At 34.0% G+C, this 19,355-nt stretch carries 34 protein-coding genes and 2 pseudogenes; 3 read left to right on the top strand and 33 right to left on the bottom strand.

The genetic code is table 11. From position 1 onward, the window contains the following. Positions 1-12 precede the first annotated feature (12 nt). Positions 13-690, top strand: coding sequence for a hypothetical protein (locus tag MHH26_RS07785; RefSeq protein ID WP_340972935.1), 678 nt, complete (start codon positions 13-15; stop codon positions 688-690). A 68-nt stretch (positions 691-758) separates the two neighbouring features. Here MHH26_RS07785 and MHH26_RS07790 read toward each other — a convergent pair whose 3' ends face one another. The 12 genes from MHH26_RS07790 to MHH26_RS07845 all read right to left on the bottom strand — a co-directional run bounded on the left by MHH26_RS07790 (position 759) and on the right by MHH26_RS07845 (position 7,363). Beyond that, entirely contained in the window at positions 759-983 is a 225-nt protein-coding gene (locus tag MHH26_RS07790) for a hypothetical protein (protein ID WP_340972937.1), read from the bottom strand. 9 nt (positions 984-992) lie between these two features. Further along, positions 993-1,463: a hypothetical protein gene (locus tag MHH26_RS07795; protein ID WP_338335436.1), complete on the bottom strand. Its 471-nt coding sequence runs from the start codon at positions 1,461-1,463 to the stop codon at positions 993-995. Continuing rightward, positions 1,435-1,779 (bottom strand): hypothetical protein, encoded by a 345-nt coding sequence (locus MHH26_RS07800; protein ID WP_338335437.1) that lies wholly within the window; start codon positions 1,777-1,779, stop codon positions 1,435-1,437. Before MHH26_RS07800 ends, MHH26_RS07795 begins: the two co-directional genes overlap by 29 nt. Continuing rightward, positions 1,779-2,168: a hypothetical protein gene (locus MHH26_RS07805; protein ID WP_340972942.1), complete on the bottom strand. Its 390-nt coding sequence runs from the start codon at positions 2,166-2,168 to the stop codon at positions 1,779-1,781. The genes MHH26_RS07800 and MHH26_RS07805 overlap by 1 nt, the downstream gene beginning before the upstream one ends. Before the next feature lie 52 nt (positions 2,169-2,220). Next, positions 2,221-2,979, bottom strand: coding sequence for a nucleotidyltransferase domain-containing protein (locus MHH26_RS07810; RefSeq protein WP_340972944.1), 759 nt, complete (start codon positions 2,977-2,979; stop codon positions 2,221-2,223). Positions 2,980-3,135: 156 nt separating this feature from the next. Next, complete coding sequence (locus tag MHH26_RS07815; RefSeq protein WP_340972946.1) at positions 3,136-3,618, bottom strand: hypothetical protein; 483 nt, start codon at positions 3,616-3,618, stop codon at positions 3,136-3,138. 35 nt (positions 3,619-3,653) lie between these two features. Then, positions 3,654-3,794 (bottom strand): hypothetical protein, encoded by a 141-nt coding sequence (locus tag MHH26_RS07820; protein WP_340972947.1) that lies wholly within the window; start codon positions 3,792-3,794, stop codon positions 3,654-3,656. 235 nt (positions 3,795-4,029) lie between these two features. After that, on the bottom strand, positions 4,030-4,572 hold the full coding sequence (locus MHH26_RS07825; protein ID WP_340972949.1) for a hypothetical protein: 543 nt from the start codon (positions 4,570-4,572) through the stop codon (positions 4,030-4,032). Positions 4,573-5,194: 622 nt separating this feature from the next. Beyond that, positions 5,195-5,497, bottom strand: a complete 303-nt coding sequence (locus MHH26_RS07830) for a hypothetical protein (protein ID WP_268417159.1) — start codon at positions 5,495-5,497, stop codon at positions 5,195-5,197. A gap of 48 nt (positions 5,498-5,545) precedes the next feature. Further along, positions 5,546-5,953, bottom strand: coding sequence for a hypothetical protein (locus tag MHH26_RS07835; RefSeq protein ID WP_340972954.1), 408 nt, complete (start codon positions 5,951-5,953; stop codon positions 5,546-5,548). A gap of 88 nt (positions 5,954-6,041) precedes the next feature. Beyond that, positions 6,042-6,557 carry a dihydrofolate reductase gene (locus MHH26_RS07840; protein WP_340972956.1) on the bottom strand — a complete coding sequence of 172 codons (516 nt, stop codon included), beginning with the start codon at positions 6,555-6,557 and terminating at the stop codon, positions 6,042-6,044. Then, entirely contained in the window at positions 6,554-7,363 is an 810-nt protein-coding gene (locus MHH26_RS07845) for a thymidylate synthase (RefSeq protein WP_340972958.1), read from the bottom strand. Before MHH26_RS07845 ends, MHH26_RS07840 begins: the two co-directional genes overlap by 4 nt. A 45-nt stretch (positions 7,364-7,408) precedes the next feature. Between MHH26_RS07845 and MHH26_RS07850 the strand changes: the two genes are divergently transcribed. Next, complete coding sequence (locus MHH26_RS07850) at positions 7,409-8,008, top strand: DUF1643 domain-containing protein (protein WP_340972960.1); 600 nt, start codon at positions 7,409-7,411, stop codon at positions 8,006-8,008. Positions 8,009-8,015: 7 nt separating this feature from the next. Here MHH26_RS07850 and MHH26_RS07855 read toward each other — a convergent pair whose 3' ends face one another. Then, on the bottom strand, positions 8,016-8,270 hold the full coding sequence (locus tag MHH26_RS07855) for a hypothetical protein (RefSeq protein WP_340972962.1): 255 nt from the start codon (positions 8,268-8,270) through the stop codon (positions 8,016-8,018). Between the two features lie 130 nt (positions 8,271-8,400). Between MHH26_RS07855 and MHH26_RS07860 the strand changes: the two genes are divergently transcribed. Continuing rightward, positions 8,401-8,790 (top strand): hypothetical protein, encoded by a 390-nt coding sequence (locus MHH26_RS07860; protein ID WP_340972964.1) that lies wholly within the window; start codon positions 8,401-8,403, stop codon positions 8,788-8,790. A gap of 76 nt (positions 8,791-8,866) precedes the next feature. On the opposite strand, the pseudogene MHH26_RS07865 reads toward MHH26_RS07860, so the two are convergent. The 20 genes and pseudogenes from MHH26_RS07865 to MHH26_RS07960 form a co-directional block, all read right to left on the bottom strand. Beyond that, positions 8,867-9,220: pseudogene (locus tag MHH26_RS07865) on the bottom strand (hypothetical protein); the annotation flags it as partial. A 63-nt stretch (positions 9,221-9,283) separates the two neighbouring features. Further along, positions 9,284-9,355: pseudogene (locus MHH26_RS07870) on the bottom strand (deoxyuridine 5'-triphosphate nucleotidohydrolase); the annotation flags it as partial. A gap of 149 nt (positions 9,356-9,504) precedes the next feature. Continuing rightward, positions 9,505-10,140, bottom strand: a complete 636-nt coding sequence (locus MHH26_RS07875; RefSeq protein WP_340972966.1) for a hypothetical protein — start codon at positions 10,138-10,140, stop codon at positions 9,505-9,507. Then, entirely contained in the window at positions 10,140-10,451 is a 312-nt protein-coding gene (locus MHH26_RS07880) for a hypothetical protein (RefSeq protein WP_340972968.1), read from the bottom strand. Before MHH26_RS07880 ends, MHH26_RS07875 begins: the two co-directional genes overlap by 1 nt. Before the next feature lie 23 nt (positions 10,452-10,474). Continuing rightward, a complete protein-coding gene (locus MHH26_RS07885; protein WP_340972970.1) occupies positions 10,475-11,005 on the bottom strand; it encodes a hypothetical protein in 531 nt (176 codons plus the stop codon). An 88-nt stretch (positions 11,006-11,093) separates the two neighbouring features. Next, positions 11,094-12,071 carry a class 1b ribonucleoside-diphosphate reductase subunit beta gene (nrdF, locus tag MHH26_RS07890; protein ID WP_340972972.1) on the bottom strand — a complete coding sequence of 326 codons (978 nt, stop codon included), beginning with the start codon at positions 12,069-12,071 and terminating at the stop codon, positions 11,094-11,096. Positions 12,072-12,102: 31 nt separating this feature from the next. Next, positions 12,103-12,807, bottom strand: coding sequence for a hypothetical protein (locus MHH26_RS07895; RefSeq protein WP_340972974.1), 705 nt, complete (start codon positions 12,805-12,807; stop codon positions 12,103-12,105). A 245-nt stretch (positions 12,808-13,052) separates the two neighbouring features. Then, on the bottom strand, positions 13,053-15,155 hold the full coding sequence (nrdE, locus tag MHH26_RS07900; RefSeq protein ID WP_340973804.1) for a class 1b ribonucleoside-diphosphate reductase subunit alpha: 2,103 nt from the start codon (positions 15,153-15,155) through the stop codon (positions 13,053-13,055). Next, positions 15,133-15,519: a class Ib ribonucleoside-diphosphate reductase assembly flavoprotein NrdI gene (gene nrdI / locus MHH26_RS07905; protein WP_340972976.1), complete on the bottom strand. Its 387-nt coding sequence runs from the start codon at positions 15,517-15,519 to the stop codon at positions 15,133-15,135. The genes nrdE and nrdI overlap by 23 nt, the downstream gene beginning before the upstream one ends. Continuing rightward, positions 15,519-15,875: an antitoxin endoai gene (locus tag MHH26_RS07910; RefSeq protein WP_340972978.1), complete on the bottom strand. Its 357-nt coding sequence runs from the start codon at positions 15,873-15,875 to the stop codon at positions 15,519-15,521. The genes nrdI and MHH26_RS07910 overlap by 1 nt, the downstream gene beginning before the upstream one ends. Positions 15,876-15,914: 39 nt before the next feature. Further along, a complete protein-coding gene (locus MHH26_RS07915; RefSeq protein WP_340972980.1) occupies positions 15,915-16,382 on the bottom strand; it encodes a hypothetical protein in 468 nt (155 codons plus the stop codon). 3 nt (positions 16,383-16,385) lie between these two features. Beyond that, positions 16,386-16,589 (bottom strand): DUF1653 domain-containing protein, encoded by a 204-nt coding sequence (locus MHH26_RS07920; RefSeq protein WP_340972982.1) that lies wholly within the window; start codon positions 16,587-16,589, stop codon positions 16,386-16,388. 34 nt (positions 16,590-16,623) lie between these two features. Beyond that, positions 16,624-16,815 carry a hypothetical protein gene (locus MHH26_RS07925; RefSeq protein WP_340972983.1) on the bottom strand — a complete coding sequence of 64 codons (192 nt, stop codon included), beginning with the start codon at positions 16,813-16,815 and terminating at the stop codon, positions 16,624-16,626. A gap of 20 nt (positions 16,816-16,835) precedes the next feature. Next, positions 16,836-17,198, bottom strand: a complete 363-nt coding sequence (locus MHH26_RS07930; RefSeq protein WP_340972984.1) for a hypothetical protein — start codon at positions 17,196-17,198, stop codon at positions 16,836-16,838. Between the two features lie 37 nt (positions 17,199-17,235). Continuing rightward, complete coding sequence (locus MHH26_RS07935) at positions 17,236-17,526, bottom strand: hypothetical protein (RefSeq protein WP_445661630.1); 291 nt, start codon at positions 17,524-17,526, stop codon at positions 17,236-17,238. Positions 17,527-17,548: 22 nt separating this feature from the next. Beyond that, entirely contained in the window at positions 17,549-17,833 is a 285-nt protein-coding gene (locus tag MHH26_RS07940; protein ID WP_340972986.1) for a hypothetical protein, read from the bottom strand. A gap of 43 nt (positions 17,834-17,876) precedes the next feature. Further along, positions 17,877-18,074 carry a hypothetical protein gene (locus MHH26_RS07945; RefSeq protein ID WP_340972988.1) on the bottom strand — a complete coding sequence of 66 codons (198 nt, stop codon included), beginning with the start codon at positions 18,072-18,074 and terminating at the stop codon, positions 17,877-17,879. Between the two features lie 193 nt (positions 18,075-18,267). Beyond that, positions 18,268-18,708: a hypothetical protein gene (locus tag MHH26_RS07950; protein WP_340972989.1), complete on the bottom strand. Its 441-nt coding sequence runs from the start codon at positions 18,706-18,708 to the stop codon at positions 18,268-18,270. A 104-nt stretch (positions 18,709-18,812) separates the two neighbouring features. Then, entirely contained in the window at positions 18,813-19,076 is a 264-nt protein-coding gene (locus MHH26_RS07955) for a hypothetical protein (RefSeq protein WP_340972990.1), read from the bottom strand. Between the two features lie 28 nt (positions 19,077-19,104). Further along, complete coding sequence (locus MHH26_RS07960; RefSeq protein WP_340972991.1) at positions 19,105-19,323, bottom strand: hypothetical protein; 219 nt, start codon at positions 19,321-19,323, stop codon at positions 19,105-19,107. Positions 19,324-19,355: the final 32 nt, after the last annotated feature.

Here is a 19,355-nt window from a genome sequence, read left to right on the forward strand (position 1 = left end):
AGGAACTTCCTAATGCCATTTATATATAATGAAGATTATAGTATTGATCATTTTCACTTTGACTACAGAAAATTAATTAATAGCAAACAATTGATTGAAAATTTCGGGCACTTTTACTTTTTTAAAGATTGGCAAAAATTCTGGCTCGATACTTTCACTCGCAGTGAAGAATCAGGAGTCAATAACCATCGTCAATATAACTGGAAACGTCAGCTTGATGACACTAACAATAATCAGTACTATACTTATAAACTCGTTACTTTAGAGGGTGACTTTTACTTTAATTTTAATATTGATAGAGCTGATCTGTTAGTTAAAAACAATAAAGTTGGAGTAATAACAGTTCCAATAGATGAAGTTTTCATTGATCCTGGAACTGTGTACATACCTGAGAAAAAAGATGATCCTACAATACCTTACATATTGAAAATGCACAGTATCGAAGAGGATTATATTTGCATTGACGGTAATAAAAGGTTGACCTCCAAAAAGATAAACAACAGGATAAGTCTAGTTAGAGCATATGAATTTACCGAAAAGCATATTGATCAAATAATTGATGAACCTGTTGAGAGAGACTTTTATCTATTCTGTCTTGAATTTAAAATGCTTTTAAACATGATAAGCTCTGAACTGAGTCAAGAAGAAATATTTAAGAGTACACAGTTGTGTAAGCTAAGGCACGTGTGAGTATTTTAGGGTGTTCTGCTACACCCTTTTTTGTTTTTTTACAACAGATATACAACAAGCACCAATCACTACTTAAACTCTATGTCTTTCTCGATTTCTCTCATTCTCTGCTTATTTACTTGGTCTGTAATGACAACTCCAGCATCACTTAAAAAGTTGCCTTTATCATCTTGAATACAAGTACTTCCATAAAACTCAATACCGTTCGCTTCAATCAATTCAATAAACTCATCATATGTAAACTGTGTGCCGTTTTCTTTAAAGAATGTTCCTTCTACATGTAGTCCTTTCATTTCATCACCTCAAAACAAATAGATTCTATCGTCATTTTTAATACAGTTCAAATAATCAATTAACTCATCAAAAGATATAAGCATATCCTCTTTTACCTCATCTACAGAGGCTTTTTCAAAATAAGATATTGTGCCCATGTCCTGCAACTCTCTTACTTTGAGAGCCTTATCATTGATTAAATAATAAGCCACTGTTCCAAGAAACTCGTCATTACTAAAATGTTCAATTAGTCTGTTTGATTTTGAAGCGTAGTGATGCATAGCTCCATGTAAGGAATGAAAACTTTCAAAGTCTACGTCACTTTCTGTGCAAGCTCCTTCATCAAGCACAATTTTTAGAATGTCATTTGTGAAAGATTCTCCTTGCTTTAACAGAAATCTGATCTTTTTTTGACTCCTAGTTCTCAAATCATTTATCCATTCTTCAGCCCGTCTTAATTGTTCAATTTTCCTAAGCTTCTTCCTCAATCTCTTTTTCATTTTGATTCTCCTTTGTTTTAAATTGAAGTAAAAATTCTTTCACTTTCTTAGATGGAAAGTCGCTAAGTGCATAATCTCCAATCATTTTTAAGAAAATGTCTTCGTGATAGGTGTTGATCCATTTTTTAAGGTCGTGTTCAGGGCTGCACGGACAATTCTCTTTACTACAATAACGAAAATCATTAATATATCTTGTTGTATGTACGATTAATTCAAGGAAAACAACTCTTAATTCATCTTTGTCATCTTCACGATAGCCGCTCATAAAATCATTTTGATATATTTGAATTAATGCTTCTAAAACTTTTCTATCCATTAAAATAACATCCTCATTGTTTCTGGCATCTCCTTAATAACTGAAATTAATGTACCTCTCATCTCTTTGTGTTCTTGCTCCCACTCATGTTCATTTTCAATAACGAATTTATCGAACTCAACAAAGTTAACAAATCTGTCTTCCTCTAATACCATTTCTACATTCATTTGTTGTAGAGAAGAAAAACCAATTTCATTAAACCATTCAACAAAATATTTATCGTTATTGCTTTCATCTAATAATTCTTGCAATGTGTCAGTTTCACTTGCCTCAAAATATTTATGAAGTTCATCTTTAATTAAATTAAGCCATTCCTCAAAAGCATTCTGAATGTTTTTTGAGGCGCTTCTTTTGAAGTCCACGCCATACCATGAATAAATATTGCTCACCTTACACCAACCTCCATTCGATATATGTTATTTATTCTTTTTTGAGCTTTCTTTACCATTCTAAAGCTTCTTCATTTAGCTCAATTAGCAATCTATTTACCGTATCGTAGTCTGGTCTTTCAGGAATACGTGACACATGGACAGCAGCTTTCAACTCTTGATCATAGGCATCGATCATTTGAAGCGCTTCTTCAAAATCAAACTTTCCTGACCTGCAATCAATAAGAAACTCACGGTTTGGTCGGAACGTACTAAAGTCACCAGTTCGAAGAATCTCAATAGCACTTGTAAGAAGTCTGATACTATGCATGAAGAATTTTGTATCGTACCAATGAGCATCTACCAGGTCTTTTCTTGCTGCACCATTAGAGATGGTGTTTTTTAATTTCTGCATTTGAGAATGTGCGTAACCGCCAAATTTCTTTTGAATATTCTTAGTTAAAAACAAATGTCTATTGTCAATTAATTTCTGGCCAAGAGATGTTACTTTAAGATAATCTTCATCTCTAACAAACAACAGTTCAATGTTATTAGGTACACCTTCCATTACATCCTTAACAAATTTGTTGATATGGATAATATTGATATCAACATCATCTTTAGTGTTTTTAAAATTCTTTCCTCCACTGTTGTTATACTCATTAAAAGATTCAAGGCCTAAGTAAAACTCTTTTGGTGGAATGCATACTCCTTTGAAGTCTTTATCAGACTCTGCTGTGTTTGTTCCATATGCATAACTGCCAGTTGGAGCTAAAATGATCGTCCTCTCTTCTAACCATTGGATATTTGAATTGATTTTTAATTGACTCATCTATTAATGACTCCCCACATATGAAATAGCATTAGAAAAAGCAATGGCATAAAGATTAAATTTGAATAGAATACTCCTGAGTAAAACCCTCTCACATAATCTTTTGGGAGTTCCTCTTCTCTTTTAATTTTCGATTTCAATGTTTTAATCATTGATTTAATCTCTCCAATCATCACTAGCTCCAATTAATGTTAAACCATTTGCATCTGTTTCAGTGTTTTTCTTTGCAATCTTATACATTTTATTAAGTTTACTTAGTCTTTTAATATCTTCATTTAACCTATTGAAAAATGTGATTATAGTATCTCTGCTGCTTACAGGATAAACGCAATCGATTTCTGGTTCATAAATATATAAATCATATTCCAATCTTAAAATGAACTCTCTGTCACATATCCTGATATTTTTGATTCCTTCTCTAAGCAAAGTTAATTCACTCTGTAGAAATGGAACAATTCGTTTTTCATACTCAGGAATCACTTTTTCTAATTCTTTAAGGGCAGTATCAATTGATGATCGTTTAATATTGTATAGGTTCTCAAATGTTTGTTTAATCGTTCTAAACAGTTTTATAAGCAAGGCCTTCGAAGATTCGTCTTTGATTTTTAAATCAATTCCCCACCATTCCAATTCACTCACTGGATCACCCCTTTCGAATAAGTGTAATTTTTATTTTATTGATATTTTCCTTGTGAAGACATTTCGATTCGATAGCAGTCATTCCCTAATGGCGTAATCTTTACTGTTTGATTTTTGTCCAGACTGTCCTTTGTAAATGTAATCACTTTATTAAAACCTGTTACCTCTGTATACATAAACCACATCTCCTTTCAATAAAATCAACGTTTTAAACCATTGGTTTAACAGTTACTGTTGCAGCATCAGTGAACAGAACTTTATGCTTGCCATGTAGACTTTCGTGTTCAATTATATCGCCCACCTTAAATACAGTTTGGTCTATGGTGAAATTGAAAAATGGACTGCTGTCTTCATGCAATACAACATAATCACAATTCTAACCTCCTAATTTAAACTGAGGGGCAAAAGCCCCTATAGTCTTTTAAACCCTTTACTAGCAATGTCATCTATCACTCTTTGATGATAGTTTGGATCATCTTCTAGGGAGTCATAAACAATCTTAGTGTTAATTGATGCAGCCCACGTGAGATCCAATGCATCTTGATTACTTACCAATATGAGTTTCTTAACTTTCACACGATCAAGCAAGTTAGATAAAGCTTCTGCTCTTAGTTTTTCAGAGCTCATTGGTTTAAGTGGATACACAACCGCAGTATGGATTGGATCAGCATGCTTACCCCATGTTCTTTCTTTCAAGGTGTCTATATAAATGTTATTAAGACCTCCACGATAAGCTACACCAGTTTTAAGTTTTGCTGATGACTTCAAAAATCTTGATGCGTTCTCTAATGTGTAGGTTCTGAAAAGAATATTCTCTCCATATAAGTGTTCACATAGCACATTAATAACTAGGTCTAGCTTTTGATGCATATGAGTACCAGTTACAATTGCGACCCTTTCATCAGACTTTAAAAAATCAATAATCTTTTCTTCAGCTTGTTCTCTTCCATTCATAGTATCAGCCTCCATAATTTGCTACATAAACAGTATAGAGTTGATTCATATAAAATTAACAGCTAAATGTTGTTTTGTTCGAATTTAATTCTGATAAACTCTTCATGTAGCCTATTAAACTCTTCTTTGTTTATGTAAGCTTTGGAATCTTCTTTGACATCGAATAGCTTTAGGAATTCTTTATTGGCCTTTACCGCTTCAATAGCAATTGATGAGCTGACCCATTCACATTCCTCAGTCAGTTGTAACACTTCACTTAATTCGAAGAGTCGCTCCAGTGCAAGTGGGTTTTGATTTGTTTTAATATGTAGTAAGTCTCTTTTTTTCTCTAAGATATCCGATTTAAGCTTATATTTGCTTTTTTCTAGCTCATTTAATTTTTGATGTGATTCACTTTTAATGGTCTACACCTCCATTAGCTTAAGTTCTTTGAGTTTATTAAATGTGTACTCATCTACATTTCTTTTATTAAAGCAGTGTTTGCATCTTATTTCGTACTCATTTTCAAGATCTAAAGATTCGGAAAAGTAGCTGTAGTAATCGACTAAAGAATAACTATGGAAACACTTTCGCTCCTGTTTTTCTTTTTTTCTTGAACCAAAACAAGGCGAACCCCTCCTTTTTAATAAGAATACACATCCATGCTTGCATTCCCATCAATAATATTAATGGCCTTATTTACATCTTTCATATCTGCCCACCTAGGAGCTTTCCCATTTTCTAAAGGAATTCCGTACCCCTCAATGAACTTTGAACCGTTTCTCGCTCTGAATTGAGCGATATGCTCTGCATGTTCTGTTAATGTTGTGAAGTCATAAAACGTTTCTCTAAATTGTTGCATCCATTCTTCATTTAATACACTCTCATCAAATTCAATAGTGTATTGATCTTGTCTTTCTACGTCACATGTTCTTTTAAAAGTCAATATGTATCTCTCCTTTGAATTCTCATTAAAATTCAGATTTTATGTAGTTTAAATAGCTTTTAAATGATTCTTCTTAGATTCAGATTTCCACTTGATCAAGTTGTTATTTGTTTTATTGATACGGCGCTTGGCATTTTCAATTGTTTTGATTTCTTTTTCATCAACACTCAGCAAGGACTTTCCGAGTGTATCTCTAATCATACGAAGTTTGTCGTATTCACATTTGACTTTTCTTCTTTCAATAAGAATTGCTTGCCCTCTTTTAGATAGGCTCCATCCTTCACAGGCATTGAATACTGCAACTTCTAAGTCATGATAAAACTCACTGAGTTCTTTATCTGTTCTGCTAACTTCTTTTCTATAGAATTCAATGTCCTTATCGATCTTTTTCTTGATTTCATTTAGTTCGTTTACTTTCACTTCAATTTCTTTTATGTATTTAGTTGCTTTACACATTCAATCATCCCCCTTTTTAAATTAAAAAAGATAAACCGATTTGGCTTATCTTTATAATATATGTAATTTGTATTTTAGTCAATATAAATTATATGTTATTTGCATTTTTATAATGGATGAAACTGTACCCAACAGGTCTCCCTTTGTCTCTGTAGTGATGTTCACTACTATTTCTTAACCAGTTGTCATTAAGACTAGGAAAATATGAGTCTGCTTCAGACATATCATGAAACATTGTTAAATAAACATTGCTTGCATGATTAAGAAACTGTTTATATATCTCACTGCCTCCTATAATCATAACTTCATCTCCACGATTAGCTTGGCCGTTAATTAATTTCAGTACCTCATCAATTGAATGATATACAAATGTGCCTGGTAAGGCTTTATATGACTTATCCTTTGTTAAAACAACATTTGTTCTGTTAGACAGAGGCTTGCCGTTAAGCTCAATAATTGATTCATATGTTTTGCGACCCTGTATGCATCGTTTACCTTCAGTTAGTTCTTTGAACCTTTTCATATCTTCTTTAACAGAATATAAGAGTTTGCCGTTCAATCCAATTCCCATGTTCATGTCGCACGCTGCAACTATACTGATCAAATTGCTACATCTCCTTTGATCAATGGATGGTGTTCATAATCAATCACTTCAAAGTCTTCTAGGCTATACTCAAAGATTGAATTTGGTTTCCGTTTGATGTTAAGCCTTGGGGCTTGGTATGGAGATCTGGTTAGTTGTTCATTAACTTGATCTAAATGATTGTGATAGATATGAGCAACTCCAATTGTGTGTTTCATGATACCTGGCTTTAGATCACATTGTTGAGCAATTATGGTCAATAGAGTTGCATATGAAGCGATGTTAACTGGCACACCTAAAAACATGTCTCCTGAACGTTGATAGTGATACATATGCAAGTATTCACCTTCCACGTAAAACTGAACAACTGTACTGTGACAACATGGTAATGCTGTATCTTCCCATTGCATCTCTGAAGCATTCCATCCAGTGAATAAGATACGTCTGCTTGTTGGATTGTTTTTAATCTGATCAATCACATACTTAATTTGATTAAAAATGTTCCCACGACCGTCTTCCCATCTAGTCCATTGTTTACCGTAGATATTTGGTAGCTGCCCAGCTTCATTCGCCCATTCTTTCCAAAACTTAATGTTGTACTTTTCTTCTAAATCGTTATTGGACGTTGAGCCACTTAAAAACCATAGCAACTCCCCAAAAACACCCCTAGTAAACATCTTTTTAGTTGTTATCAACGGAAATCCTTTAGCCAAATTAAACTCCATTGTTTCACCAAAAAGGCTTCTCATACCCGTTTCCGTTCTGTCTTCAGTGTCATAACCATATGTATAAATTTTTTGCAATAAATTTAGGTACTCTTTTTCCAATATATCTCTCCTTAAGTTATAATAGATTCATAATAAAACAAGGCGGTGCTTTCCATAGCTAAAACAACTAACAAATCCATTTCTTATCCTGAGTATGTAATTGAAAAAATCTGTGATTGCCACTCATTTGTAAGTCAGCAAGGAAAAACGATTAATGTTAGAACATCATTAGTCATAAAAACTGATAAAGATACTAATAAGGTAATAACCTATATTCTTAAAAATCCTAGTAAAGCTAATGAGCATGAATCAGACCTCACCATAAATAAAATAATAGCCGCAGCTTACAAACAAGATGCATCCAAAATTTTTATCTTTAATGTACTTCCATTTTATTTAACTGATTCAAATCAACTTATATCTTATGTGAAAAAACTTATGAAAAACGACAAAAGCGAATATGATACCGTTGTATTGAAAATCTTAGATGTAATTAAGAATTACTTAGCTACAAGGTCAGAAGATGAATTTGTTTGTGCCTGGGGATCGAATACAACAGATGAAGGAAATCTTAACAATATAATTAATGCAATAAAACAATACCGTGTACAAGTTAAAAAAATTAAACTAGTAGATGACTTTCCGGTTCATCCTCAAGGCAAACCAATCGACATGGATGATCCTTTTGAACCGTTGGATTTATAAAGCTGAGCTAAACTGTCTCAGCTTTTTTCTTTGTATTAAGCATCTCAATTCTATTTCCAACGTCTTCACTTCCAACTTTCTTTAATAAAGCAGTAGCTTGTTTTATACCTTCTAGTGCTCCATCTCCAATCAGATCAAACTCTTTAATCATGTTTTCCAATGCTTTCATTTTCATTTCTGGATCATCGTCCATAAGTTCATATACTTTAATTTGTTTTTCTATCTTTGCTAACAAGGCATACATTGTATCAGTTTTAATCATATTTCCTCCCTTTTATTTAATTGTCTTCTTTTATTGAAAATCCTATGCTGCCGATGGTTATCATTACCTAAAAATTAGATTATTTGGTATAATAAAAGTGTTAAATAATTCATAAAAAGGTGGTTTGTTCATGAATATTTCTTCAACAAATATTATTCAAGGAAGAATTAGCGATGCAGGAGATGACAACAAAAGTTACTATGTGTTTACACTAGAACTTGAAAGAAAAGTTCTTCATATATACGATTCATTGGATCACAAAAGCACTTCAGCTCTTAACTGTGTCAATAGTGTAGTCGAAACCCTGAGTAGCGAACTTAATCTAAAGAAAAATGGAATTGTTAAAGTGCTAATCTACACAGAAACAGATGAAACACTTGCAAACGGCTATAAAAACAGAGGCAGTGCATTAACAATTCATGCTTACGATCTTACAATTAATGAATTTGTTGAGTGGGTTCATGACGACCTTTACCAGTTTTACTATGATACAGAGGTTGCGAGTTACGATTTCATTTAAGCCTACAGGCTACGTATTCTTTATGCGTAGCCTTTGTTTTGGGTATCCAACTTTGAGAGTGAAATTGATGGGTGATTTATGCAGTTTTACCTTCTTTGCTTGATAACTGTTCTATAACCATCTGCAATCCTACCCAATAGCCAATTAAACGATAAGGCATTCTTTTGCCAAAGTCCCAAACGTATTCCATTGTATCTGAATCAACAGAAGTATTTTGATACACAGGCATTAACCATGCTCTATAAGCATCCAATGAAGTACTTTCATCTATTGCGGAAATGATACCCTTATAAATTTCTCTTGCATCGTCATATTGTTCATTGATCTCGTATTCATCCCAATATTCTCTTAGTTCCTTTTTGGCTAATGATTGGTCAAAATCCCAACGGTCTTCACAGAATGCTTCTAACTTCCCCGTAAAGTAACCTAATTTAAAATCCTCCTCTATTTTCACCTTGATAGTTGCTAACCCTTTATTTCATTGAATCTACTTTTATTTAGTACCCGTTGATCCATGTCCTCCACGATCATCGTTACCTAGATGATCTACTTCAATTAATTCAACCTCTTCCAATTATAATTATCTATTATCCATACTCCCGCTAGATATTTTTTCTTTGCCACAGTTCTTACATTTGTGAAAAGACTTATAAAGTCCTCCATGATAACAGATGTAATTATGGAATCCGAATTTGCACCAATTACATCCACTAGTCACCGCCTATGTTTTCTGTCTTTGTTAAGAATAACCGCCACGTATTTCGACCACTCTTCTAAACTTTCAACCAATTCTTGATCTTTAAGATCTTCTTTTGTTAGCCAAAATCCTTCAAGCTGATCGATCTCCTTGACCGACACTTCTGCGTCTTCTGGGAGATCGATAACAGAAAGGAGTCCCAAATGAACTTTGCCCACGTCATTCATATCATCATTAATCATGCCAATAATATCGATATTTAAATCAGAGTCAGAGATATATAGTTCTTCATCCAATTCTCTTTTTAGATTCTCAATAGTAGACTCTAAGAAATTTAAGCCATCAATCGCATTCATATGTCCACCAACACCAATGGAGAGCTTGTCATGAAGTCTTTTTTCTCCACCCTCAATCAAACGCTTATAGGCAAAAACCTTATCTCCTTTTCGTAGTACGGCATAAGGGATTGGTTGTTTGAAATCAGGGTTTTCCTCTGCATCCCCTCTTCGCATAGTAGACATGTTTTCATTGATATTTTTAACCAGTTGCTTAATTTTAGAAGTGTCAGATTCGATTCCTTGGAATACTAATCCCTCATTCTCGAATAATTCTTTTCTTGGAGCTACAATGATTACTTCATCCATTTTTCCCATTAATCTATCTCCCTATTTTCATTTTGTTCTTCCGTTATATATCCATAGCAATTGCGGCATTTGTATTTAATCTCGTCATCCATACTTCCCCAAGAGTCAACCAAATAAGTATCTTCGTGAGGACATACAGCATTTAATTGCTTTCTGATCTCATTTTTAACAGTCCCTAGCCGACTCATTTCTTTCTCAATAACAGTTAATTCACTTCTTAGTTCTTCATGAGTTTTGATTTGAGTCACATCCTCCCTGTTTCTTATTTTCATCCTAATGTCAGTTGCAACTCCAGAAACCAAGCCTAGAAACCATCCCAACAAAAAAATCACCGTTACGCCCACTAACTTACAACATCAACTATCATGGAATTATCAGATACACTCACACACGCTACATACATATCTTTTCTTTCTAAACCGTTAGAAAGCCATTGAGACACGCTTCCTTGGAAATACTGCAAACCATTCTCGTGCTTAATCTCCATCTCTGTCCCTACGGCAACACTTCTCATGAGATCTTCAACTCTTAAAGAATACGGATTGACTCCTAGATCAACTGGCTCTTCTTTCGATAGTTCTACTGAAAGTTTGGCAATAGCTTCTTGACCAATCTTGTCGAACATATCATGATTGATGATCACATTTGAACCTAGCAAGTCTCTAACAGTCCATTTGGAAGCTTCCCCAATAGTATTAAACCAAGTAATGTCGGAGCAGTTCCCCCTGTCCTTTAAAAGCACTTTCTGCCCTCCTACTTCGATTGCCCCAATTGAAACGATTTCAAGCAAGTGCTTATATTTTATTTGACCTCTGATAGTATCTATTAGATCTGATTGTGTTGTTGTTAATTCACTTTGTCTAATTACTTTCATTGTTAACTCTCCTTTCCTATTGCGATAAAATTACCATTTCATATAGACTAAATGTTGCTTTCAATCTATGGCTAGTTAGATTCTTTTGTTAAGTTATATCACCAAAGATAAAATCCTCATCTTTAAGTGCTTCAACAGTTGCTTTCTTATACCCATTACCCTTACCTGAAAAGAAGTCATGTGACTTCGTCTTAGTGTTCAATCCATTCAACACAATCGGATTAATGTCTTCCTCGTCAAACATTCCTTCAAATCCAAGAGTGTTTAAAGCTTTATTTCCGTTATACCTAATAAACTTTTTCACATCTGCTGAAAGTCCAACTGAATCATATACATCAGAAGTGTACTCAATTTCATTGGCATATAATTCTAGTAATAAATCTGTTGCGAACATATAAAGCTCTGCCTGACTTGCCTCATCTTGCTTGTTGTAAATTTCTTGCGCAAGCATACCGATATATGCACCGTGAATCGCTTCGTCTCTGATAATGAGATTGATGATCTCTCCTGAGTTCATAAGTTTACCTTGCGCATAAAAATAGAGAGGATAATAGAATCCGCTATAGAACAAGAAACTCTCCAGAAATACAGAAGCAACCATTGCTTTAAAGAGGGAAATCGGATCGTCCTTTTTAATGTTGCTGTAGATATCGACAATGATGCGGGCTTTCTTTTGCAGATATTTATTATTTTTAACCCACTCGAACACTTCTCTGATTTTTTCTGTTGGAGCTAAAGTTAAGAAAATATTAGAGTATGACTTTGCATGTACTGCATTCTCCATCATGCCCATAAAACTTAAAACTGCTTTTCTTTGATGACCTTCTACATGTTCTGAAATAGAAGGCATGCCGGTGTTACCTTGTTCAGTATCTAATAAGTCCAAGCCGGCCAGCACTTTCATGTATGTATCCTGTTCATTGCTACTAAGCATTTTCCACGCTAACAAGTCTCCTTGCAATGAGATTTCCTCTGGAAGCCAGAACTGTTTAGTGTTCTGATTGTAAAACATTTGTGTGAATTCATCCTCATGCTTTGACCAATCTGCTGCTGTGTAATTTGTCAATTTATCATTACCCTTCTATGATTTCTCTAATTTAATTTTGATCAAACCTTGCTTCAACTGGACATACAAGTGTCGCTAATTTCTTGAGCTCAAATCCAGCAGCTTCTGAATTTTTTCTAACATATAGCGTAGAGTAGTCAACCACTATAACTTCACAAAGTTTTTCAGTTCCTTGTATCTTCACAATATCTCCTTCTCTAAATTCATCAACTTTTCGTCCAATCTTACTCCACTTTAATTTTGCAGTTCGTTTTGTCTCCACTTCTTTAACGACTCTAATTTCATCTTCAGTTGCGAGGACTAGTTCATCTTCATAAAACAAAATAGCTTTTTTATCCTCTTTACTTATAAATTCACATTTAAATGGTGGGAAATCCGCCCAAGGTTCATCCTCCAAGATTTTAACGATATCTCCCTCATTAACTTTGCTATTGGAAAAATGTCCAATAGCCTTCGCATAATCACCAACCTTTAAGCGTTCTTGTTTCTTACGGAATACTGTACAGTCAGTGTGAGTACAACACATTTTTCTGTTAAAACTGTCTGTAAAACAGACCCATGCTGTATGTTTATTGTTTTCAACTTTATAGAATCCTTTATCGGTTTCATGTTGAATAAATATTAAATCACCTTTAACAGCATAGTCATCATCCTTCACATACGCCGTTCCTTCATACTCAACCTTATTAATTGCCCCGTCCTTCATATCAAGTATTTTTACGCTTTCTAATTTCATATCATACGATCCCCCTGTATGTATTATTTATTCTATTTCCACACTTTTACGCCCAAATGTTAAAGCCAGCATTCGGGGTCTTATGTTGTTTATACAAACAATGTGAGGTGATAATTTTGTTAGAATTGCTATTAAACTTAATCAAGGTAATTGCTGGCTTTTTATTTAAAAGTTTATGTTCTTTTTAGTTAGTTATCTATTAAAGTTGATATTCAACCGCATTTTTAAAACATTGATTCAGAAATTTAAACAACGCAGCTAAGACAACTATCCTGACCAGTATCCTTAGTTCTTGCATAGTAAAGAGTCTTGATTCCTTTGTGATGTGCATACAGATCAATTCTATTTAAATCTCGTGTTGTCATAGTGTCTTTGAGGAACAATGTAAACGAGATGCCTTGATCAACATGAGTTTGAATAGTTGAAATTAAATCAATAACCTTGAACATATCCATATCATAAGCTTCTTTGTATAGGAACCAGTTATTCGGAGACAGTCCAGGCATAGGATAATAAGTCTTACTGTTTCCGTAGGTTCTTTCCTCAATTCTTTCCATGATAGGCATTACACCTGCGGTAGATGACTGTACATATGAGATACTTCCAGTAGGTGCTACAGCTTGTCTGTAACTGTGATAGAGTCCATATGTCTGTACATCACTCTTTAATTGTTTCCAATCTTCAATTGAAGGGATATGCTGCTCCTTAAACAGTTTCGCTACCTTCTCAAGCTTCGGTGAATAATCAATGTTTAGATACTTATCAAAAAAGCTTCCTGATTTATACGTAGATCCTTCAAACATGTAATATGTTTCTCCAGTTTCCTTAGCGATTTCCATTGAACGCTTCAGAGAATAAAAATTGACCATCATAAAATATGTATTAGCAAAATCAATCGCTGCTTCTGATTCATAGGGGATACCATTTTGAGCAAGATATCCATGTAGATTCATCTGTCCCAATCCAATTGATTTCATTGTTTTGTTTGCCTTATTAACTGCTGGAGCATTAACAATATTAGTTGCATCAGAAATCCTTGTAAGAGCGTCTACTGCTGTTCTAACTGTCTTCTCGATTGATTGATTATTCATGACATTCAGGATGTTCATTGAGCCTAGATTACATGAAATATCCAAACCAATTTCATCTTCTTGATCGTAGTCTGTATACTTTGATACTTTAGAGGACTCAAGCACCTCGCTACAAAGATTGGAAAATTTAACCTGAGATATATGGTTATTCGCATGAACCTTGTTTACATTATCTTGGAACATAATATATGGATAACCTGATTCGTATCTAAGGATGGCCAGTTTCTCAAGAAGTTTTCGAGCACTCCCCTTAGTTTTTCTTACATTTGGGTTTTCTACAAGCTCGTCATACATTTCTTCCATGTCCATCTCATCAAGATGCTGTCCATATTCTTTATAGACTGTGTGCGGATAGAACATATAATAATCTTTGTCTTCTCTAGCAAGCTCGATGAATTTGTCAGGAACAACCACTCCGATGGAGAGTGTTTTTGCTCTTACATCTTCATCTGCTGATATTTTCTTTGTATCTAAAAACTCGTTGATATCTGGATGAAATACTGTTAAATATGTTGCTCCGCTCCCTTGTCTTTGACCCATCTGATCTGCATATCTGAAGGCATTATCTAAAAGTTTCATAACACCTACTACACCTTTAGTAGAGTTATCAATGTCTTTAATTGCCTCTCCTTTAGCTCTAATCTTACTTAAATTGAGTGCTACTCCACCGCCCAATTTAGACAGTTGCATTGATGTATCAATAGCTTTTGAAATATCATTCAAACTATCTCCAACTTCAATTAAGAAGCAGCTTACCATTTCACCTCTTCGCTTTCGTCCAGCATTCATAAATGTAGGAGTTGCTGGTTGATACTCTTGCTTAATCATGGATTCAACATATCTTAGAGCTTTATCAGTATTTCCCTTTGCCAAAAACAACGCTGCAATCGAGATACGATCTTCATAACGCTCCAGGATTTTCATTTTATCGTTGGTCTTTAATGCATAGTCATTGTAAAACTTAAATGCACTCATGAATGATGGGAATCTAAATTTAAAACTATAAGCAAACTCGAATACCTTTTTGATATCGGCAATACTGTAAAGGCTCAAGAATTCTTCTTCGTAATAATCATGTTTACGTAAGTAGTCTAATTTTTCTTCCAGATCATGAAAGAAGAACATATTCTGATTAACGTAATCAATAAAGTAACTCTTTACAGCTTCCTTGTCCTTCTCAAATTGAAACTTTCCATCCTTCTGAATCATGATCTCGTTATTCAATTGAATCCACCTAGGGATGTTGCTTGTGTTGATTGTCAATAAATTTAACCTCCTGTAAAAACTTAGCTACATCAGAATTTGTCCCTGCTAATTCAAATTTAAGTAAGATTGGAACTTTGTATTGGTTTGCTATCTTATCTGCAGCAAGTCCAAAATTATTGCCCCAATTCTTATTGCCGCTAGAACAAATCCCTCTCAGCATTTCTTTGTTGTTATGTATGAATATCTGAGTCAACTTCGGCACTTCACCAAATCCGATTGTGTACGTAATATGTATGAATGGTTCAGTAATCAACGTGTCCTCAGTTATTTTCTTTGCGTTAAAATATTTGTTATTTGTTATTTTCACAACGAATCTTTGAACATTTCCTGTTAAGCTATCATAAGTGATTAACATTACAAATGGTTTTTACCTGTAACAAACTTTGCTGTACTAAAATCAGCTTCTGATTCTATAAATTCACTTTCATTAGAAATCCCCGAATTAATTTGTCCCATTTCCACATAGCCTCTGGCCATTCGATCATAGAAACTGGTATCCTCAAGCTTCTCCACCTCAAAGTAATACGGCAAATGATTTTCTGGCACAAGATTCTTTTCCCCAAATTCATTAACTGATAGGACATCTCCAGGTTCTACGGTGTATGATGTACCGTCTGGATTATGAATAGTTGACGCTGTTTCAACTACTTCAAGATCTACCAGATGTCTACTATGTACATACGGTTTTTTTAATTTCTTTACAGCTCCCATTATATTTCCCCCAATTTTTATTTATATGAAACTGTGATTTTATAGTAAATTCCCTTCAATAAGCAAAACCATTTCATCGTCACTCGTGATCTCTTTAAGTGCTTCTTCAAGAGGTAAAAGCTCTTTGTCTTCTCCAGGCGCTCTTGCATGTCGCATAGCAGCATAAATCTCTCCAACCTCAGTCATCTCTTCATTTAATTCCCCTTCATCATCAGCAACGTTTTTTGTATAAAGCTCCATAGCCTTTTCTTTTGTATTTGCTTTAATTAATGCGTAATAAGGATCACTTACTTCAAAAAACTTCATAACGGGCTTATCCACTTCCAATTCATCAACATAATCGCCTTTAATTTTGACATCATCAACACCGTTTTCTAGCAAATTGTCTACAATGTCCTTTCCTAGTTTTTTTAATGTCTCCCCTTGAACAGATGCGCTTTCGTCATTAAAACCTTCATGAGCGTAACAAGTTGCTTTTATTTCAAATACCGCTGCTTTTATTTCCATAATCTATTCTCCTCTTTTTTCTATTTTTGTGAACCTGTCTATCTCTTTTCCATCAACAACAACTTTTCCAAAGAACATCTCTTTAGGTCTTGCCCACACAGTACCATCCATATCATAGTAAACAGCAAGTTCTTCTTCTGTTTCTGTATGAATGGCTTCTCCTACGAGTTTATAAGTACCACCTTTATAGTGTTTGAAGTCGCACATAATATGCTCAAATATGTCTATTTAAATCTCCTCCTTAAGCTTCCTCTAAATTCAACACAAGAACATTTTTATACGGATCTAGTTGAATTTCATCGCTTGTTTCTTCTCCTTCAATTCTGAAACTAACTCTTGTGTCTCCGTTAAAATCAAGTTGATCTTGTAATGCTTTGATTACGTCACTTACTTTTGGTTTACTTAGCTTTCCTTTATATTCATCATAGGCCATTTATAATTTCCTCCTTTTGTCTACAGCTTCTTATCAACAATTTCTTTAATGTCTTTCAAAGCTGTCTTATACTCATTTTCTAATCCACTGGTGTCAAGATTTGCCGCAATCCGATAGCTCCCAAAGTTCTCAAACATTGTGATAAAAGCTTCAGTATCATCTTCCTTAGCACTGAAAGTAATTGAAGCAAGTTCGACTTGTTCTGCTTCATTTTCTCGTTTTAATTCCTCAATGAAATCTGGCTGCATCATGTTGAATAGTTCTTTAGTTGATGTGAATTTTAAATGTTCAGGCAGTGTATCTTCCTTGTAATCAAATGATTCAAAATAAAGCTCGAAAGTTAAAATACCTTCTACTGAATTTCCATGTCTAGTTAGTTCCACTTTATCACCTCCAATTTCTTTGAAATCATCCTTTTATTTAGAAATTGATGACTCCGTCCCACTTTTCAAATTCCTCAATTTCCATATTAGTTTCTTTGTTTTTCTCTAAAGCTTTTTTCGCTGCTTTTGCAGCTAATTTAAATGTGTATTTAAGTGGATGATTGCTATAACTCAGATCCCCTCCTCGGTAAACAATTTTGTTGTTCTGCACATTCTTCACATCAATCCATTTAACCGACCATCTTCCTGGTATGTATGATTCCTTTGCTGTGATTGTGATTCTAAACTTGTATTCATCAATCGAAACAATTTTTTCAAAAGTTTTCACCATCTAATTTTCCTTTCTTTATTTAAGATTTAATTATCCCGTCCCAATCATCCAGCTCTTTTAGCTCTTCCTCAGCTATTTCTCTTCTTTCAAAATGTTTTTTAGCTTCTTCAGCAATGTCTAATACTACTTTTTTTATTGACATACCTATATACGATAATGACTCTTGCTTAATGAATCTGTCACTATTATTTACTTGCTTAACTGTAAAGCTTTTAACTTCCCATCCCCCCATATAAAGCGGTTCAGCATGGATTCTTATATACAACTCTTTGTTTTTGAGAGTAACACGTTTTGTAATATCCACCGTTTGTTCTCCTTTTCTTTAAAATAAAACTTTTAATTAAATTTCAATCAACTGATTCGAATCTAATCCTTGGATAAGTTGTATCCTTATGCACTTCTTTCATACACAATGGGCATTGAAATGGATACTTCGGCGGGTTTGATGTGAGCATCATATTTGAAAAAACAAGCTCTGGCGCTTCATCGCATTCTTCACAATGTAGCGTCTCTCTAAAAGCTTTGACTAGCTGTGATTTAATCACGTTCAGATCCCCCTTCAAATATATGTTATTTATAATTTATTTAGATAAAACTGTACTCGGTAGCAGAAAGCCAACCAAGTATCCTGCTAAGAATGCAGCTAATGCCCATTTAATCAATGTTAACCAAAATTTCTTATCAAACTGCTTATTCTCTTTCAATAATGAAGACATCTCCTCTTTAGATAGTTAGTGTTTAATTGAATCTCTTCTTAATAAATTTAATCAATTCATCAACATCCTCTTCGTTTGCTTTTTCATTAATTATGAAGGAATCAGCCATAACATACTTAGAGTAATCACCGTCTCCATAATACTCATCAGCTACTGTAACTTTTAAATCAAGGTTGTCAGTAATAGGGATTAAGTGATTGTCTGTGCCGCTTGATAAAGGAAAATCAAGTTGATAAGCGTCCAAATTCTTTTCTGCGATGAAGTTGTTCACAGAATCAAGGATATTCTCTGCCTGATCTTCATCAAAGCTGCCAGTGTAACCAGGCATTTGCTTTCTGAAATAATCACTTAATTGTTCATTTAGCTCGGTTCGTTTTCTTTCAACAAGATTAGTCATTGAAACGAGTAAACCTTTTTCAGTAGCCTCTCTAATAAGCATCCAATCTGATTTTTTCAATTTCATACGTTACCTCCATTCTCTATAAAACTTGAATTTTATTTGAATTCATTACTTATTCTACTAGTGAGGAGCACTGTTACTCTCCCCACTAACCTAATCAATTATAATTATTTATGAGTTGACTCTCTATTCGCCTTCATCGTTTCAACAAAATTATCATCAAATGCTTTCTTAGAAAGAACATGATTTTTATAAGGCTCAACCAACGTCCATAAGCCTCTTCCTTCTGTTTCAATCTTTAATGCAAATTTTTCAGCAGCTTCCATATCATCAAAAATTAAGTCCTCACCTGTAACAAAGTTGTTGTAAACATACCCATTGTTTCTGTCTCCATCTTGTCTAACAACCACCACATATTGTTCTTTTTTCATTTTCATATCTCTCCCTTTTCATTTTTATTCAGAATTTAATCACACTAACTTTTTCATATGGAATAGCAGTCTTTTTATTTTCTTTTATAATAACCAGCTCATATGGTTGGCTTTTTCTATAATTTACATCTGTATACGGATAAATATTTCCTGTGACATGTTCTTTAACAAATCCACTTACATTGTAAGCACTATGATTATTAAAATAACTATTAATTTGCTTTAAATCTTCGTGCGTTAATTTCATGTGATTCACCCCTTTTCATTTCACAACTACCT

Origin of the sequence: Bacillus sp. FSL K6-2839 (assembly GCF_038003365.1) — a bacterium.
Classification (GTDB): domain Bacteria; phylum Bacillota; class Bacilli; order Bacillales; family Bacillaceae; genus Bacillus.